14 protein-coding genes are annotated in these 17,393 nt (G+C 63.2%); 6 read left to right on the top strand and 8 right to left on the bottom strand.

All coding sequences use genetic code 11. The features are described from left to right. Window positions 1–159: 159 nt before the first annotated feature. On the bottom strand, window positions 160–1,425 hold the full coding sequence (locus Q0367_RS06270) for an ammonium transporter (protein ID WP_363325840.1): 1,266 nt from the start codon (window positions 1,423–1,425) through the stop codon (window positions 160–162). Window positions 1,426–1,665: 240 nt separating this feature from the next. On the opposite strand from Q0367_RS06270, the gene Q0367_RS06265 reads away from it, so the two are divergent. Beyond that, entirely contained in the window at window positions 1,666–2,541 is an 876-nt protein-coding gene (locus Q0367_RS06265) for a DUF72 domain-containing protein (RefSeq protein WP_298981257.1), read from the top strand. Between the two features lie 129 nt (window positions 2,542–2,670). Here Q0367_RS06265 and Q0367_RS06260 read toward each other — a convergent pair whose 3' ends face one another. After that, window positions 2,671–7,986 (bottom strand): trypsin-like serine protease, encoded by a 5,316-nt coding sequence (locus Q0367_RS06260; protein WP_298981256.1) that lies wholly within the window; start codon window positions 7,984–7,986, stop codon window positions 2,671–2,673. Window positions 7,987–8,309: 323 nt separating this feature from the next. On the opposite strand from Q0367_RS06260, the gene trpB reads away from it, so the two are divergent. From trpB to Q0367_RS06245, 3 genes are read left to right on the top strand one after another with little or no spacing between them, the layout of a single operon-like run. Further along, window positions 8,310–9,557 carry a tryptophan synthase subunit beta gene (trpB, locus tag Q0367_RS06255; protein WP_297636096.1) on the top strand — a complete coding sequence of 416 codons (1,248 nt, stop codon included), beginning with the start codon at window positions 8,310–8,312 and terminating at the stop codon, window positions 9,555–9,557. Further along, entirely contained in the window at window positions 9,554–10,372 is an 819-nt protein-coding gene (gene trpA / locus Q0367_RS06250) for a tryptophan synthase subunit alpha (RefSeq protein WP_298981255.1), read from the top strand. The genes trpB and trpA overlap by 4 nt, the downstream gene beginning before the upstream one ends. After that, window positions 10,369–11,007: an NUDIX hydrolase N-terminal domain-containing protein gene (locus Q0367_RS06245; protein WP_298981254.1), complete on the top strand. Its 639-nt coding sequence runs from the start codon at window positions 10,369–10,371 to the stop codon at window positions 11,005–11,007. Before trpA ends, Q0367_RS06245 begins: the two co-directional genes overlap by 4 nt. Before the next feature lies 1 nt (window position 11,008). Here Q0367_RS06245 and Q0367_RS06240 read toward each other — a convergent pair whose 3' ends face one another. Beyond that, window positions 11,009–12,040, bottom strand: a complete 1,032-nt coding sequence (locus tag Q0367_RS06240) for a dipeptidase (protein ID WP_298981253.1) — start codon at window positions 12,038–12,040, stop codon at window positions 11,009–11,011. A 129-nt stretch (window positions 12,041–12,169) separates the two neighbouring features. Here Q0367_RS06240 and Q0367_RS06235 point away from each other — a divergent pair, with 129 nt between their 5' ends. Next, the gene (locus tag Q0367_RS06235) at window positions 12,170–13,111 is read left to right on the top strand and encodes a DMT family transporter (RefSeq protein ID WP_298981252.1); all 942 of its coding nucleotides are present in this window, start codon (window positions 12,170–12,172) and stop codon (window positions 13,109–13,111) included. 92 nt (window positions 13,112–13,203) lie between these two features. On the opposite strand, the gene Q0367_RS06230 is transcribed toward Q0367_RS06235, so the two are convergent. Both Q0367_RS06230 and Q0367_RS06225 read right to left on the bottom strand, forming a co-directional pair. Continuing rightward, complete coding sequence (locus tag Q0367_RS06230) at window positions 13,204–13,425, bottom strand: hypothetical protein (protein WP_297636082.1); 222 nt, start codon at window positions 13,423–13,425, stop codon at window positions 13,204–13,206. Then, the gene (locus tag Q0367_RS06225; RefSeq protein WP_298981251.1) at window positions 13,416–13,697 is read right to left on the bottom strand and encodes a hypothetical protein; all 282 of its coding nucleotides are present in this window, start codon (window positions 13,695–13,697) and stop codon (window positions 13,416–13,418) included. Before Q0367_RS06225 ends, Q0367_RS06230 begins: the two co-directional genes overlap by 10 nt. Before the next feature lie 244 nt (window positions 13,698–13,941). Between Q0367_RS06225 and Q0367_RS06220 the strand changes: the two genes are divergently transcribed. Beyond that, window positions 13,942–14,574 carry an ABATE domain-containing protein gene (locus Q0367_RS06220; RefSeq protein ID WP_298981250.1) on the top strand — a complete coding sequence of 211 codons (633 nt, stop codon included), beginning with the start codon at window positions 13,942–13,944 and terminating at the stop codon, window positions 14,572–14,574. Here Q0367_RS06220 and Q0367_RS06215 read toward each other — a convergent pair. The 3 genes from Q0367_RS06215 to Q0367_RS06205 are packed head-to-tail and all read right to left on the bottom strand — an operon-like array spanning window position 14,571 to window position 17,340. Further along, window positions 14,571–15,173: an N-acetyltransferase gene (locus tag Q0367_RS06215; RefSeq protein ID WP_298981249.1), complete on the bottom strand. Its 603-nt coding sequence runs from the start codon at window positions 15,171–15,173 to the stop codon at window positions 14,571–14,573. The two genes, Q0367_RS06220 and Q0367_RS06215, sit on opposite strands and share 4 nt — an antisense overlap. 29 nt (window positions 15,174–15,202) lie before the next feature. Beyond that, window positions 15,203–15,919 (bottom strand): thioredoxin, encoded by a 717-nt coding sequence (trxA, locus tag Q0367_RS06210; RefSeq protein WP_297636070.1) that lies wholly within the window; start codon window positions 15,917–15,919, stop codon window positions 15,203–15,205. Between the two features lie 41 nt (window positions 15,920–15,960). Beyond that, complete coding sequence (locus tag Q0367_RS06205) at window positions 15,961–17,340, bottom strand: PLP-dependent cysteine synthase family protein (RefSeq protein WP_298981248.1); 1,380 nt, start codon at window positions 17,338–17,340, stop codon at window positions 15,961–15,963. Window positions 17,341–17,393: the final 53 nt, after the last annotated feature.

The following is a 17,393-nucleotide window of genomic DNA, read 5'->3' as shown; positions in this document are numbered from 1 at the left end:
CGAGGAAGAGCAGAATGACGCGCCTTCGTTCGCTGTCCATAGGCTGCATCATAGCACGAATCGCACCTGGAGGGTAATCGATCGACGGAAAAAACAAAGGCCGCTTCTGGACACACGCATCCAGGAGCGGCCCTGAAACGAGGTGGAAACCAGGTGAAATCAGTCGCTGCTGAGCACGCCCAGGCCGGTCAGCGAATAGGCGGCGGTGCCGTGCTCGGTGAGGTCCAGGCCGATCTCCTCCTCCTCAGGCGAGACGCGCAGTTGGCCGATCGCTTTGAGGGCGGAGAAGAGGGCGAAGCAGGTGAGGAAGGCCCAGGCGGGAATGGCGATCGAGCCGATAATTTGCGCCACCAGTGAATGCCCACCGAAGATCGCAGCGGCCAAACCGCCCCAGATGCCGGCCGCGCCGTGCACCGGCCATGCGCCCACCGGGTCATCGATCTTCAAACGTTCAAGCAAGATGGTTGCAAGCACCATGATCACGCCGGCGATGGCGCCGATCAAAATGGCGGACGCATTGGTGACCGAGTCGCAGTTCGCCGTGATGCCCACCAGCCCCGCCAGCGCGCCGTTGAGCGTCGCCCCGAGGTCGGGACGCTTGATCAGAAACCATGTAAAAAGCATGGCGGCTACTGCGCCTGCGCCAGCGGCAAGCGTTGTGTTCACGGCAATCAACATCACGGCGTCGGTGTTGGCGGAGCCGACAAAGGCAAGCTGGCTGCCGGGGTTGAAGCCGTACCAACCGATCCAGAGGATAAAGACCCCCAGGCCGGCGAAGGCGTAGTTGTGCGGCGCAAACATGTGCTTCGGCGAGTCTTTGGCGAAGCGCCCGATGCGCGGGCCGAGCACGATGGCGCCCGCCAGCCCGGCGAAACCGCCCACCGCATGCACCACCAGCGAACCTGCAAAGTCATGGAAGCCCAGCTCGCTCAGCCAGCCGCCGCCCCATTGCCAGAACCCACTGATAGGATAAATCAAACCGGTGATGAAGATGGTGTAGATCAAATAGGCGCTCACCTTGATGCGGCCTGCCACAGCGCCGGATACGATCGTCGCCGCCGTCGCAGCAAACGCCACCTGGAAGAGGAAATCGACCTGGGGATTCAGCCCCTCCAGATCGGAGCCAACCTGACTCACCCCTACGCCGCCCCAGGCGAGCACGCCGGGGATCAATGCGCTTGCGCCGTACATCAGCCCAAAGCCGACCAACCAGAAGACGATGACGCCCGCTGCCAGGTCGAGCAGGTTTTTGAACATGATGTTCACAACATTTTTGGAAGAATTGAAGCCGAGCTCCACCAACGCAAAGCCCGCCTGCATGAAGAGCACCAGCACAGCGCAAATGAACAGGGCGAAGTTGTTGATGGCGTACGTGATCTCGGCTGCGCTGACGTCGCCATCTTGGGCAAATGCAGCGGTCGCCATTAAACTCAGCAGTACGCCAATCAATGCTGCGTGAACAAATCGTTTAATCATTGACACAAACTCCCATGACAACAAAATGATGGTGAAAGGTTTTTCAAGATGCCCCATTGCCGGATGCGCCGTTGCGTATAACCGCTTTTGAATCATAAGGCGGGAGGCGGCAACCGTGCAATGTGCGTTTTGCACAAAAAGTGCTGGCGACGATTTGTGTATGACGACGAGAGATCGTAGATTGTGGATATGAACGAACTTGATTTACAGCAGAATGAACAAAAATTGGCGCCGATCCATCTCGGCGCCTCTTCATGGACGTTCGATGGCTGGCGCGGGGTCTTTTACCCTGAAAAATTGCCCAAGACGCAGTATCTGGCCTACTACATCCGCCAGTTCGACACCGTGGAGGTGAACGCCAGCTTCTACGCCATCCCGGCGCCGGCGACGTTGCTCGCCTGGGTGGAAAGCGCACAGCCGGGTTTCACCTATGCGCTCAAAGCGCCTCGCCTGATCACCCATGAGCGTCGGCTGGTCGATTGTGAGACGCCGACGCGAGCGTTTTTGGATGCGTTGCGCGCCCTGGGCGACGCTGCGGCGCCTGCGCTCTTTCAATTTCCGCCTGATTTCACGCGCAGGTTGTACGGCCGCGCGCTGGCGGCCTTTCTCGACTGGCTGGCGCAGGAGGCGAGTGATCTACGGCTGGCGGTCGAGGTGCGCGCCGCCGACCTGATGACGCTGGCGTTCGCCCGCTTCCTCGCCGAACGAGGCTTTGCGTTGGCGCTGGTCGATCGAGAAAAGAGCAGCGATCTTTTCGATGGGTGGCTGGAGCTGCTCGGCGCAGGCGCTCCTTCGTTTGCCTACATCCGTTGGATCGGCGACGACCGCAACGGCCCCCAGGGAGATCGGGAATTGCAGGTGTTGCGCGATGAGCAACTTGCACAATGGGCGGCTCGCATCGAGCGGTTGGCGCGGCGCGGCGTGGAGGTCTTCGGCTACATGCACAACACCTACGAGGGGCATTCGCCCGCCAGCCTGCGTCGCCTTCAAAATCTGCTGGCGTCTCGCATCCCGTTGCCAGTGTGGCCGCCCGCCCCTCCCAACGCACAATTGAGCATGCTGTGACCGGCGCGTGTCGTCCCCGGCTGGAGGACGAAAAAGGCGAAGAGCAAGGAAGATGAAGGACGAGACAGAAAGAACGAGCGCCTTCTCCCGGCGTGCAGCCCAACGAGAGAAGGCGCTCGTTTGCGTCGCTCAGCGAGAGATGATGGGCAGCATCATCTGCAGCGTGCGCACGATGGTCGTGATCCGATCGTCGCCCACGTAGCTGTGGCCGGGCAGGTTGGTGCCGTCCGTCACCATGTAGCGACCGGTCGTCAGCGTGTCCTGCTGGAGCTCGATCCAGTCGATGAAATTGGCGACGCGTGTGTAGACGCCGGGCAGGCCGGGGCGAGCGCACCCGATGCCCCAGCTGACGACGCCCGCCAGCTTGAAGCCGCCGACGCCGTCCGGCACGATCAGCGGGCCGCCGCTGTCGCCCTGGCAGGCGTCCTTGCCGCCGATGGGCACCCCTGCGCACAGCATATTGTTCGTGATCTGCGCGCCCTGCGCCGCATAGGTGAAAGCGCAGATATCCTGCGCCACGATCGGCACGTTCACTTCATAAAGTTCATTCGGGAAGTCCAGCGCGCCTTCGGTGCGCGTGCCCCAGCCGGTGACCGTCGCCTCCACGCCCGGCGCAAAGAGCGCTGCATGCCCCGCCGTGGCCAGCGCAATCGGCTGCACCGTCGTCGTCAACGTGGCCGGATAGCGCAGCCGCAGGAGCGCAATGTCGGAGTCGAACGTGACCGGATTGTAGTTCGGATGCACGTGCACCTCGGCGACCGGGATGCGCTGCCCGGCGTTGGTGGTGAGGTCATGGCGGCCCACCACCACATGCAGCGCCGATGGCGAAGTGACGACGGAGCCACCCTCGGAGACGCAGTGTGCAGCCGTGGCGACCCACGACGGCGAGATCAGCGAGCCGCCGCAGCCCCACCATTGACCGGTGTTCGCCTGCAGCAGCGCCGCCTGCCACGGATACTCGCCCGGGTCGGCCGGCCCGCCGCCGATGATGGCCGGCGAGTGCGCCGACGCTGCGCCGACCTGACCGGCCGCCACGCTTTCATCCAGGCGCACGCTGTACTGCAGCTGCGTCGTAGCGCCCGGCCCCAGCATCGGCACGGAGAAGGAGACGATGCCGCCGGAGACGCTTCCGCCGGCCACGTGTTGTGAGCCGACCGGCATTTCCGCCATCACGGTCAGATTGTTGGCGGCGGCGGGGCCGCGGTTGGCGACCGTCAGCGTGTAAGTGACCGGCGAGCCGGTGAAGACGCGGCTCGGCCCATCGATGCGCATGCTCAGCGCTACGCCCGTCACAAAGAGAGCGCTGGTGGAGCTCTGCACGCCGAATCCCGGGGCGCTCAGCGCGCTTTCGATGACCGTCGTCTGGAGCGAATCGAGCGCGGCGTCGTTCTTCACCTGCGTGCGATAGGTGAGCGTGATCTCCTCAACCGTCCAGTCGAAGCAGATGAGCAGTCCGTTCCTGAGCGCATCGGTGAAGCTGATCCCCTGAGACCCCGCCAGGTTCTCAAGGCCGGTCACCGTCGAAGGCAACGCCGTCGTAATGTTGTTGTAGGCGAAGACGATTTCCGGGAAGTCTGGGAGAACCTCCCGCCACATGTGAACCTGCATATCCAGGCTGCCCGGTTGGGCGTCGTTGCGTTGAAGGCGATTGTATTCCACGACCATCAGCGCGCCGCCGTAGGCGCCGGCCACGCGCACGCCAGCGCCGGCGTTCTCATCGTAGACGATCTTGAAATCCGCCCAGGCGGGAGCTATCAGGCCGTTCGGCGCCGCCGGCGTGGGGATAGGCGCATTCACGCCAGCGGTGAGCGCCGGGTCGAAGCCCACCACCGAGAGTACGCCGTCGTCGGTGAAGAAGAGCGCAGGATGGTTCTGGCCGAAGAAGGCGTATGGGCCGGCGCCGCCGAAGAAATCATCCACGTTCCAGCGCTTGCCGTTGCCCTCCACTCCAGGCAGCAAGGGAATGCCGACCTCGCCGAGGCTGACGTAGGCGTCGCCCAGAATGGTGGCGCAGGCGGGGCTGTAGTCCGCCCGATTCGGGTCATTGGTGCTCATAATATAGCGAGGCGTCGTGGCCACGTTGGGAAGCGACCAGATCAACCGATTGCCGCTGACGATCGGATCGATTTGCACCTGGGAGGCGCTGCTGGCCAGCACGGCGCTGCCCGGAATGTACGTCTGGCCTGCGGGCAACGTCGCCGTGATGGTGTAGTTCACCGGGCCCGGTGCATTTCGTTCAGGTCGCAGCGTCAGCGTATGGGTCACTACTTCTCCGGGCAAGACATATCCGCCCTGCGCCAGGTTGGGGCTTTCCGAAGTCGCAGTGACGTCGTCTTGCAACCTGCGCAAAATAACCGGAAGCGAGAGGATGTTGTTGGGTTGACTGTTGCTCGTTCCCACCTCGAGCAGGGCGAATCGTCTTTCACCCGCCTGCATGCCGGGGAAGTTCCACGTCAGTTGCAGGTTAAAGGGGACGCCGAGCGTGGCGCCGGGAGGCCCCGTCACGGTGAACGCCGGGCTTTGATTGCTGCGGCTCACTTGCGACACGGTCAGCGTGAAGGAATCGGTCGCTGCGCCGGAGCCTTGCCAGTTCTGCACGATCGCCCAGTAGTTCCCCGGCGTCGGGTCGTCGAGCACACAGTATTCATCCCAGGAGGGCGAGGCGCTGAAGCACAACAGTTCTTCAATGTCCGGCTGTCCGTTGTTGTTCTGGTCGAAGCCTACAAACAGGTCCAGGTCAGGCGCTGTCGAGCTATCGATCGAGAAGGCCAGTCGCGCAGTCTGGGGATCGGCGACCGAGACGAGTGTGGTGAAGACGCCGCCGCTCTCAACGTCGAAGGGGTCGAAGTTCGTCGGGTCCTGAGCCACAGAGCCGGTGATCGTTTGAGTTGCGCCGAGATAAAGCGCCTTGGTCAGCGTCGACGTATGGATGGCGCGCACGCCCTCCAGTGTGACGATCCCCTGGCTACGCCGCGTGTCGATGACCACTTCGGAAAGCCCGGCTGGCGCTGCGCCCCCGCGCGTGTACACGGCCACCGGCATGTGACCATCCGCAATCGCCGGGTTCGCTGCGTCGAACGTAATCTCGCCGAAGATCCAGGCGTTGAGGTTGGCGGCGGTTACGTTCGCCGTGATGGTGATCACCTGCGTTCCGCCAGCCGGCAAGGTGAAGGCGCTGGGCTGCACGCTGAGCGTCATGCTCACCGGCGCGGCGACGTTGACCGTGTAGCTCTCCGCCGTAGGGCGCACGCTCTTGAGGGGGCGCGTCCAGGTGCAGACGCCCACGCACTGTGGGTCGCTGAGGCTGGCGAGGTTGAGAGTGCGAGGGTCGCCGCCGGTGTTGGGATTGGCCTGATAGAAGTTCAGTGCGCTTTCGTCGAGGACGAAGCCCGTGCGCGCCGCCTGCGCCACGTCGATGCGACCGGCGCCGCGGTCGAAGGGTTGTCCGGCGGTGGCGCCATCCTCCTTGAGCACGGGGGACTTGGAGGTCAACATCAAGGCGGAGCGAATCTCGGCGGGCGACCAGCCGGGGAAGAGCGCGCGCAGGAGCGCCGCTGCACCGGCGTTGTGCGGCGCAGCCATCGACGTGCCGCTGAGCAGCCCGTAGTTGCCGCCGGTGTGAATGGCGGCGATGATGTCCACGCCCGGCGCAGTGACGTCCGGCTTCAACACGAATGGCGAGGTCGCATCCGGCCCGCGCGAGCTGAAGGCCGCCAGAACGTCGCCAGACGCCGGGTTCAAGGTGGGCGTTGCGCCGGCGATGGCGGCTGTAGTTGCGCCGCCGCCGGCGATCCAGTTCTTAAGCGCCACGCCATCTGCATAAGTGATGTGCACGCCGGGGATGGCGTAGGCGTCGGAATTCAGGGAGGCGCCGCTGGTTGCGTCATTGGCCAGGACAAAGCCGCCTGCGCCGCCTGCGGCGACGTTGTAGCTCTTTTCCACGCGAGAGACGAGGCCGCGATCGCAGACCACAATCTCGCCGTTGAACGTCCCCAGCGGGAAGGGCGCCTGGCAATAAGGGTCCGGCTCTCCCAACGTGCTGGTGTAGTTGCCTGCGTACACGATGCGTGCAGGCCCATACGGGCCGGTCATGCCCTGACCGGTGATGTTCGGCGGAGGCGCCAGGTTGCCGCCGGCCAGATTGATCAGGCCGTTGACAAAGGTGCGATGATGCGTGGCCGCCGCCACGGAGGTGACCCAGGGCGCATTCGACGGCGAGCCGATGGTCTCGGCGCTTGGGCCGGAATTGCCGGCCGAAACCGAGACGTACACGCCCGCGTCCAGCGCAGCCAACATCGCCAGGGCGTCGGGGCTGTTCCATGGGTCGCGCGAGCCGCCGCCGATCGAGTAGTTGATGACGTCGACGCCGTCGGCGACCGCCTGGTTGATCGCCGCCAGCAGCGAGCTGCCGGGGCAGGCGGAGCCGGCGCAGGCGTCGTAGGCGATGATGTTGGCGCGCGGGGCCACGCCGGAGATGACATTGGTGTACACATAGGTGGGCGCCAGGACCGAGGCGAAGACGACGTTGCCCGCCGCCGTGCTGGCCGTATGGCTGCCGTGGCCGTCGTTGTCATAGGGGCCGTCAGGCGTCTCGAAGACGTCTGCGAAATCCCAGGCGCCGATCAACTTGTTGTTGCAGGGAAAAGAGGGATCGTAGATAGCGTCGTTGGCGGGATCGCAGACGCCGTAGAACTTGCCGCGCGGGTTGCTGTGCACGTGCCCGTCTGCGCCGACGTTGGCGAAGGAGAGGCTATAAGGATTGACGCCGGTGTCGATGACGCCGACGACGATCCCTTCGCCTCTGGTCGCCGGCGCGCCGCTCCAAATCGCCGGCGCGCCGATCCAGGCCGGGCCGGCGTCCGTGTGCACCTGGTCGATAAAGTCCCGATAGAGGCGCGCCACGCCCGGCGCATTCGCCAGCTTCGCCGCCTCCACCGGCGTCAGGACCAGGGCAAAGCCGTTGAAGGCGACCTGATAGGTGAATTTCACCTCCACCGCGCGTCCCAGAATTTGCTGAATGACGTCGAGCGCGGCGCGCTGCTCTTGTGAAAGATGGTCGAGGTAGGCGCGCGCCTCGGCGCTGCGCAGGTCGAGCCTGCGGCCGGTGACGGCGGGGCTGGTGGCCGGTAGATTCGCGAGGCCGCCGCGATAGCTGGCAAGCGGCGCCCCGCTCAACTGCACGATGTAAATCGCTTGCTCCGTTCCTCCCGGATTCGTCTCGCCGATCACGCGCGGGGCGGGCTGATTGCGTTGCGCGTTCGCTTTGGGCGCGCGGGTGGTGAGGCGCGTCGGCGAAGGCGAGGCAGGTCGAGCCCATTGCTGTTTCGGAGCGTTTTGCAACGCCGTTCCGTTCATTTCATCGACGAAAGGCGCTGCATGCGCCGGCATGACGAAAGCGAACAATAGCAAAATCGTGATTAACCATTGCGAAGATTTGTGCAGCATGATTCCTCCAGTGCCACTTCCAAAGCGCTATTCATAGACGTTACGCTGCTGACAACCTTTCACAAGAGCCCTTCCTCCAACGCTGCTGAAACAAACTTACCTCGGCCTTGTAAAAACGTTGTTAACGATGATTATGATTTGTGGATGGCCGCGGAAGTTTCCGACAATTGTCTGTTTACTCCCTGTGACTTCCATTCGACTTTGAGTATACTAGCAGTGTATAAGCAAGGAAACAATCGCCTATTTTCGCCCATGCGGGCATGCAGGGAACTTTCATAGCCGAAAGGCAAGATCACACCATCACCGCGAGCGGAGTGAATTCAATGACCAGTCTTCCCGTCACGCAGTCCAAGGTGAACTATACAGCCTGGCCCGATGAAGCCGGCCACTTCGGCCCCTACGGCGGCAAGTTCGTGCCCGAAACGCTCATGCCGGCCCTGGATGAGCTGGAGGAAGTTTACCTGAAGGCGAAACACGACAAAGAGTTCCAGGCCGAGCTCGATCATCTGTTGCGCACCTTCGTAGGCCGACCGACGCCGCTCACCTACGCGCGTCGATTGACCGAATACTTCGGCGGGCCGCGCATCTACATCAAGCGCGAAGACCTCGCCCACACCGGCGCACACAAGATCAACAACGCGCTGGGCCAGGCGCTGCTGATGAAACGCAAGATGCAAAAGACGCGCATTGTGGCCGAAACCGGCGCCGGCCAGCACGGCGTCGCCACCGCCACCGCCGCCGCCATGCTCGGCATCGAGTGCGTGGTCTACATGGGCACGGTCGATATGGCGCGGCAGGAGCCCAACGTCTATCGCATGCGGCTGCTCGGCGCAGAGGTGCGCGGGGTCGATTCCGGCAGCAAGACGCTCAAGGACGCCATCAACGAGGCAATCCGCGACTGGGTGACCAATGTGCGCAACACGCACTATCTGCTCGGCAGCGCGCTTGGCCCCCATCCCTACCCGACCATCGTGCGCGACTTCCAGAGCGTCATCGGCCGCGAGGCGCTGCGCCAGATGCTCGACCCCGAAACCGGCCCTGGACGCCTGCCCGACGCCATCGTCGCCTGCGTCGGCGGCGGCTCGAACGCCATCGGCATCTTTCATCCTTTCCTGGAATACGAACACGTGCGGCTGATCGGCGTGGAGGCGGGCGGCCGCGGCATCGAAGGGGGCGAGCACGCCGCTCGCTTCGCCGACCCGAAGCTGGGCCGTCTGGGCGTCTTGCAGGGGACGAAAAGCTACGTGCTCCAGGATGAAGATGGCCAGATCGCCCTGACCCACAGCATCAGCGCCGGCCTCGACTACGCCAGCGTGGGGCCGGAGCACGCCTGGCTGCGCGACCTCGGACGCACCGAGTACACCTACGCCACCGACGACGAGGCGCTCGAGGGCGTGCGGCTGCTCAGCCGGCTGGAAGGCATCATCCCTGCGCTGGAGAGCGCCCACGCCGTTGCGCATCTGGTCAAGCTGGCGCCACAGATGAGCAAAGATGAAGTCATTCTGGTCAACCTCAGCGGCCGCGGAGACAAAGACCTCGGCACCATCATGAAAGAGCTTGGCGCACTATGACCGGCCTTGAACGCATTGAAGCGGTCTTTCGTCGTTGTCGGGCGGAAGGCCGCGCCGCCTTTATGCCCTATCATGCGATGGGCTATCCGGATCGACAGAAAACGTTGCACATCATTCGCACCCTGAGCGAAATCGGCGCCGACCTCTTCGAGATCGGCATTCCGCACAGCGACCCGCTCGCCGACGGGCCGACGATCCAAACCGCCACCTATACGGCGCTGATGCAGGGAACCACGGTCAAGGACTGTCTGGCCATGGTGCGCGAGCTGCGCGCCATGGGGGTGGATCAGCCCTTCTGCGCCATGAGCTACTACAACCCGATCTTCGCCTATGGCGTGGAGCGTTTTGTGGAGGACGCGGCCACCGCCGGCGTCGACGGCCTGATCGTGCCCGACCTGCCGCCTGAGGAAGCGGGAGAGCTGGAGGCCGCCTGCCGTCAGGCCGGCCTGGCGACGGTCTACCTGCTGGCGCCGACCAGCACCGAGGAGCGCATCCGCTACGTAGCTTCCCACTGCACCGGCTTCATCTACCTGGTCAGCGTGACCGGCATCACCGGCGCGCGCAGCGAGCTGCCGCCGGACCTGGCCGAGTTTGTGGCGCGCGTGCGTCGTCACACCGACCTGCCTCTCGCCGTCGGCTTCGGCATCGCCAACGGCGCGCAGGCGGCGGCGGTTGCCCGCATCGCCGAAGGGGTCATCGTCGGGTCGGCGCTCGTCAAGGCCGCCGGCGGCGAGGATGGCCTGGCGCGCGTGGCTGCGCTGGGCCGCGAGCTGGCGCACGGCGCCCATCATCCTCGAACGAACGGAGCGTCATGACCCTCTCACCGGCGCAACAGATTGCACTGTGGGCGGACGCATTGCGGCACATGGCTGCATCCGGCCTGCGTTTTGCGCCGACCCTCTATGACCAGGAGCGCTACCACGCCTTGCAGACGCTGGCGATGGAGATGCAGGCGTATGCCGGCGGGCAGGCGCCGGAGGCGTTGGAGCCGTTGCGCGCCGGCGTCTTCTCCCATGTGACGCCCTTCTGCACCGCCGACGCCGCCATCATCGACGCGGAGGGTCGGCTGCTCCTTATCCGTCGCGCCGACAACGGGCTGTGGGCGCTGCCCGGCGGCGCGCTCGAGGTGGGCGAGACGCCGGCGCAAGGTGCAGCGCGCGAGGCGCTCGAAGAGAGCGGCGTGGCGAGCGAACCGGTGGCGTTGGCGGGCGTCTGGGATTCGCGATTGTGCGGCAGTATGACGCGACATCATATGTACCATTTCGTCGTCCTCTGCCGCCCGCTTCCGACGCAGCCGAAAGCGCCCGCCTCTCACGCGCATGAGGTGCTGGGCGTCGGTTGGTTCCGGGAAGCGGAGCTGCCGACCGATCTCGACCCGGGCCATGTCACGCGCATCCCGCACGCCTTCAAAGTGTGGCGAGGAGAGGCGTCGGCTCATCTCGATCTGTGAATCATCCGATCACTTGCTGCAGCACGCGCAGCCAGTTGCCTCGCAGCACCTTTTCGATCTCGTCTGCGCGAAAACCGCGTTCCCGCATTCGCCGTCGCAAATTGGAGGCGTGGCTGTGATTGGTGAGCCCAGGCGGCTGGTGCGCTTCAATCATGCTGGCGGCGAGAGCGGCCTGCTGCTCCGGCGTCCAGTAGCGGAAGAGGAACTCAATAAAGTCGAAGCCGACGCCGACTGCGTCAATGCCCGCCAGGTCGGCGACATAGGCGATATGGTCGATGTAGTGGTCGAGCGTCGCCTTCTCTTTTTCGGCGCTCAGCAGAACGGCGTTGATCCCAACGACGCCCCCGCGTGCGCCGACGGCGCGAATATGCGCATCGCCGGTGTTGCGTTCGATGTCGTGAAAGCGCCGTGGGTTGGTGTGAGAAATAATCACCGGTCCATCGGTCAGCGCCAGCGCGTCGTCGACGCCCGCCGGGTTGAGATGGGCCAGATCGATCACGATGCCCAGCCGCTGACACTCCTTCAACAAAGCCTTCCCAAAAGGGCTGAGGCCCGCAGGCGAGGAGCCTGCCGACGCGAAGACGCCGCCGTCGCCTGCGGCGTTGCGTCGAGCGTGCGTCAGGCCGACGCTGCGCACCCCTAGCTCGTAGAAGACGCGCAACAGATACAGGTCTGTTCCCAGCGGCTCGACGCCCTCCATGGTGAGCAAGACGCCGATCTTGCCTTCTCGTCGGGCGCCTTCGATGTCGGCGTAGCTGCGACACAAGGTTACGTCCTGGCCGGCAAGCTCGATCTCCTCGAGCAGCCGGGCCGCCTGATCCAACGCCACGCGCAGCGCCATTTCCGGCAGGTATTTCTCCTCGATGTACAGCGCTGCGCCGATTAGCTCGACGCCGCCGGCGCGCAGCTCGGGGACGAACTCATCTCGCAGCAGGCCGCGCTGGGCGCGGCGGTCATAGAGCGCCAGCGGCAGATCGAAGTGCATATCGACAAGCCCTGGAAGATGATCGGAAGTTGGTCGTGCAGATGCCATGGCGACGCCTTTCTGTGTTGAGGTCGCGTCTCCAGCGTGACGTGGGAGACAATTGTATGCAATCGAACAGAGCATAGTACAATCTGGGTGCTGTTTCAAACTTCACTTCACAGAGAAGCGAGCCTCATCATGTCTTCAACGCACATCGGGCTGCGCGCCCGTCTCCACGAATGGGCGCAGGCGGGGTGGCGTGCTCACACCGGCTGGGTGTTGGCGATCTTCGCCACAATTTCGTTCAGCATGGCGCCGCCGCTGGTGCGTTACGCCATCGTCGATGGCTTCGATCCGGTGGCGCTGCTCGTGGCGCGTATGATTTTAGCGTCCGCCCTGTTGGGGATCACCCTGGGAGCGCTGGATTGGCGAAAGTTGAGGTTGTCGCCGCGCGGCATGGCCGCCTGCGCGCTGGTCGGGGCGGTTAATGCCGCGGGCATGGTGCTCTTTTTTGTGGCGCTTGGCCTGCTGGAGGCGTCGCTGGCCTCGATGATCCTGGCGCTGAGCCCGCCCATGGTGCTGAGCCTGCTGGCGCTGCGCGGGGAGCAGCTGACGCAACGCCATCTGGTGCGTCTCGGCCTGGCGTTGAGCGGCGTCTATCTGCTGGTCGGCCCGAGCGGGGAGGTCAACTGGGTCGGCGTTGCGCTGGCGCTGCTGGCGACCTTTCTGTTCTCTTTACAGATGGCGTTGACGCAATGGACGCTGGCGCCCTACCCGACGCGCACGGTGGCCTTCTATGTCACGGCGTGGATGACTGCGTGCGTGGTGGGGTGGTGGCTGCTGCGCGGGGCGACATGGAGCGCCCCGTCGATGGGCGGTTGGCTGGCCGTCATCGCTCTGGCGATCGTCAGCACGTACATTGCGCGTCTCGCCTTCTTTGCCGCAGTCGGCGCCATCGGGGGCGCGCAGGTGTCGTTGCTGGGGCCGGTGGAGACCTTGCTCAGCGTGACCTGGTCGGTTCTTTTCTTGCAGGAGCGGCTGACGCTCTGGCAATGGCTTGGCGGCGGGTTGATTCTCATCAGCGCGCTGCTGGCTGTGCAGCGACTGGGGCGAGTCAATCTGCGGTTGCCGAGACGGTAGCTCCCAAGGCAAGGGAAAGGCTTCTTGGAATTGCGCTCAGCTCTTCGGCAACCGCCGCAGGGAGCGTCACAGGAAGGTGGGCTGCTTCCAGTCTACTGATCAAACTCCCTCTGTCGCCATCTCCGTCGACGCTCCCATTCCAGGCTGTCGAATCCATCCGTGCTGTCTACGGCGTAGAACCATACGAGCAATTCAAACGCCAACACCGTTATCGCCGCGGCGAGAATCTCGACCATTTCACCCTCCCATTTTTCCTCGGCCTCTTCTAAATCTTCTGCAACGTTCGACCATCTTACGGCCTCTCTCAATTGCATGTCTGCTCCATCTCTTCCGCCAACGGCGTTCCTTGGCTTTCGAGCCAGCTTCCAATGCGAACGAGCACCTTGCCCAGCAGCGCCAAGACGAATAAAACCACGGAAACGCGTGCACCCTCTTTTGGAGCAGTTTGCCGAAGCTGCCGAATCAGCCTGGCTTGCTCAGCAGCGCGCAGCAATTCATTGTGCCGTTCCTTCTGCATCTCCCACTCCCACCCCGGATGATTCCACATCGCTTTCCCCCTTTTTCCCTGTAGCCAGTGCGGCAACATGTAACTATAAAATTAATTTTAGATGGTTACATGGTATCATGTATTTTGTAACTTGTCAATATGCAAATTGATAGTTACAATGAGTATTGATAGTTGCAATGAGTTTGTCTGCGCTATCCGCAATCTCCACGATTCGAGAGTGGGAGCCGCGATTTCGATCGAGAATTTGCGAAGCAGTTCCGTTGATAGGGACGCCATACAGACAGATCAAACAGACAGATCAAGACGAGGAGGAAATGTACGAATGGAAGGCCAGCATGAAGTGCATGGGGATTTCAAAGCTGTCGGGGGATCGCTTTGTCTGGATTTCACCAACACCGCCAGCGCTCGCGACACCGGCTCTCCAAACGAACGTTTACATACGTATGAAGAGCTGCTGACCTGGGGTGAGGTGGTGGGCGCCTTGCCGAAGGAAGGCATCGAGGCGTTGCGGAGAGAGGCGGCGCAACGACCGGCCGAAGCTGAGGAAGCTCTTCGCCAGGCGCTTCACCTGCGAGAGACGCTGTTTCGGATTTTTCTGCGCGTCATCGAAGGCGCAGCGCCGGAGCCAGCCGATCTGACGTATTTGAACGAGGCTGTCGCCGCCACCTATGCTCATCTTCGTTTGGAGCCAGGCGCGCCGTACTACATCTGGAAGTGGGATGAATCCCCCGGGCGTCTTGATCGGATCCTGTGGCCTGTCGTGCACTCTGCGGCGGAACTGTTGACCGGCGGCGAGCTAGAGCGCGTGCGCATTTGCGATGGCGAGCATTGCGGCTGGCTTTTCATCGACCGCAGCAAAAACCATAGCCGCCGCTGGTGCGACATGCGCGACTGTGGCAATGTGGCGAAAGTGCGCCGTTATCGACGCAAGCACAAAATGGAAGCGAGCGTTTAGTCCTCGAGCTTCATGCCATAGCCGATCCATCCATCCCCTTCAAAGACGCGCTGAAAGCCAACACGCTCGTAGAAGTGAATGGCGCGCGTGTTGCGCCGACCCACCCCAAGGTGAACGGCTGGGACGCCCAACGTCTGCAAGCGCTCGAGGAACGTCTCGATCATGCGGCGCCCCCATCCCTGGCCTTGGGCATGCGGCAAAAGGTCGATGTGCAGATGCGCCGGATAATCTTGCAGGGCTGGCTCTGGCCGATAGCCGTGATGAATGCCGCGGATCGCCTCGGCGTCAGGGGAGTGGTCGTCTGCTGCAGGCAGTGGGTAGCGGGTGCGCAACACCGGAAACCACTCGCGTTCGCACCAATCGGCGAAGGTGTGCGAATCGCGCGTGCCCAACACATAGCCGCAGGGCGCGCCGTCCGCCGTCAACATAAAACAAAGATCAGGCTCGGCCACAGCGTAGGGGCCGACGTAGATGTGCCCTAGCAGCTCGGGATCGCGGAAAAGGCGGGTGGCGTCCTTCCCGCTGTCGCCGGTTTGCAGGCAGATGCGATAGAGCGCGCAGAAGTCGCTGGGGTGATATGGACGAATGGCGAAGTGCATAGGGATCACAACGTTGATGCGCCTGGACGTTAAACAAACTTTGCCAGCCGCTGCTGCAACACCGCATAGGGCTGGGCGCCGACGATCTGATCGACGGGTTGGCCGTTCTTGAAAATGATCAGGGTGGGGATGCTCATCACCCGATAGCGCTGAGCGGTCATCGGGTTCTCGTCGACGTTGAGCTTGCCGACGACGGCGCGGCCGGCGAACTCTTGCGCCAGCTTTTCCACCGAAGGCGCCACCATGCGGCAAGGGCCGCACCAGGGCGCCCAGAAATCGACCAGCACCGGCCTCGGCTGATGGATCGTCTGATCGAAGTTGGCGTCGGTCAAGATGAGGGGCTTGCCATCGCTCGCCGCCTGGCCAGTTGGCTGTTGGGCGGCGGCTGACCGCTGGGCGGTTGTAGGCTGCGGCTTGCCCTCGACGAAGTGCGCCAGCCAGGCCGCCACGTTGCGCCGCGCTTCCTCGCTTGCCAGCGCCAGTTCCGGTTTGCCGTTGCGGATAAGCAGATAGAGCGGCGTAGTCGCCACGCGGAAGCGCTGCACCAGGGCAGGCTCCTCGTCCGCGTTGACGCGCGCCAGGATGGCGCGTCCGGCGTAGCGCTTCGCCAACTCCTCTAGCTCTTGCTCCTGGGCAGGCGTCAGCGGCGTCGAGGCCCGCCAGAAGACCAGCATCACCGGCAGCCCGGCGTTTAGGATGCGATCAACGCTCTGGGCGTTGGTGTTGAGCACGTCGGCGATTGTCATAGATGGCTCCTTTTTATCGAAATAACGATCTCTTCGCGCACTCAGGGCAAATTGCCCCGCACCTCGGCGATTATCGGATCAATTTCTTTGATTTTTTCATATTCGGCGTCCCAAAACTCCTGATCGGCCATGCGTCGGATGTATTCGGCGCTATAGCCGAACTTCGTCCACAGGTCGAGCTTCATCTGCTGCAGCCGTTCATGGTGGCCGCCCGTGGTGAGATCGATAATTTCTCCCAGGCTGGCGCCGAGGAAGACGCTCTTGGCCCACATCTCCAACTGATCGTCCGTCGGCTTGCCGCCGTTGCGTTCGTAGAGCGCTTCGCTTACGGAAGGATAGCGGTCGTAGGAATCGGTGGCGATGGTGACGACGTTGTCCTCCGGCCCCAGGCCCAGATATTTCGCCGTCTTGATGGCGCCGATGATGTTGCAGATGCAGCTTGGCCCGAATTTCCCCCAGAGCTGGCAGGCGGCGTCGCCGGGCACGCCGAGTCGATCGGTCAAAATGTGTGTTCCACTCTGGATCACCTCCATGCCGCGCACGGTGTCCTCATCGTGGACGAGCATCAGCAGGTCGGTGTTAAAGACATTGTGGATGAGCGTCACCATCTTGTCGCCGATGCCTTCGATGCGATGTTGGCCTTGCCCGCCATTGTAGAGAGTGCTGCATTCGCGCGGCTCCAGCGCCACAATTTTGGCGTCGGGGTAGACGGCCTTGATGGCGTCGCCGGCGGCGAGCGTGCCGGCGCTGCCCGGCGCACTGGCGAAGGCGGCGATGCGACCGTTGCCGACGCCCTTTACGGCGTCGAGCGCCGCCTTGCCGGTCACGTGGCGATGGAAGCGATAGTTGGGCAGCAGCTCGAACTGCGCCAGCGTCACGTACCTGTCGGGCTTGCTCACATATTCCTTGTGCGTGCGCTCCAGGGTCAGAATCACATCGGATTCGGTGCCGGGCGTAAGGTCGAGTTCGCCTTTGTATTTGCGGATGCGTTCGTACCGTTCCTTGCTCATGTTGTCGGGCATGACGACGACCGCCTTGTAACCCTTCAACATGCTGATGTAGGCGGTTCCGATGCCGAAGTTGCCGGTGCTGGGGCCGACCACGATGCGCTCGCCCGGCCGCAGCCCTTCGAGCGCTTCATGTTCGGCGAGCGTGGCGTAGGCCGGGCCGACTTTCATGCTGCCGCTGGGAAAGTTGCGACCGCTGAGCACGACGATGTTGGCCGGAACGCCCGTCAGCTCCTTGGGCAGGACGATCTTCTCCACCTCTTCGTCGGTGTTTTTCCAGTTGATGTTGAAGAGGTTGAGCGGATCGGTTTCGTCAGCGCGGGCCGCGTTGGCGCGTGCGCGCAGCGCAGCAGGCAACAGCATCGGATTGCGCATTTCGGCGTAGGTGGGGCCGGGGACAATTGGGCGCGACACGGGTCGTTCTCCTTTGCAACCTTCTTATTTTTGATCGAAATGATCGACTCAGC

Origin of the sequence: uncultured Caldilinea sp., from assembly GCF_937128415.1 — a bacterium.
In the GTDB taxonomy this organism is placed as follows: Bacteria; Chloroflexota; Anaerolineae; order Caldilineales; family Caldilineaceae; genus Caldilinea.
Note: the sequence above shows the minus strand (reverse complement) of the source record. Positions and strands in the feature narration are given on the sequence as shown.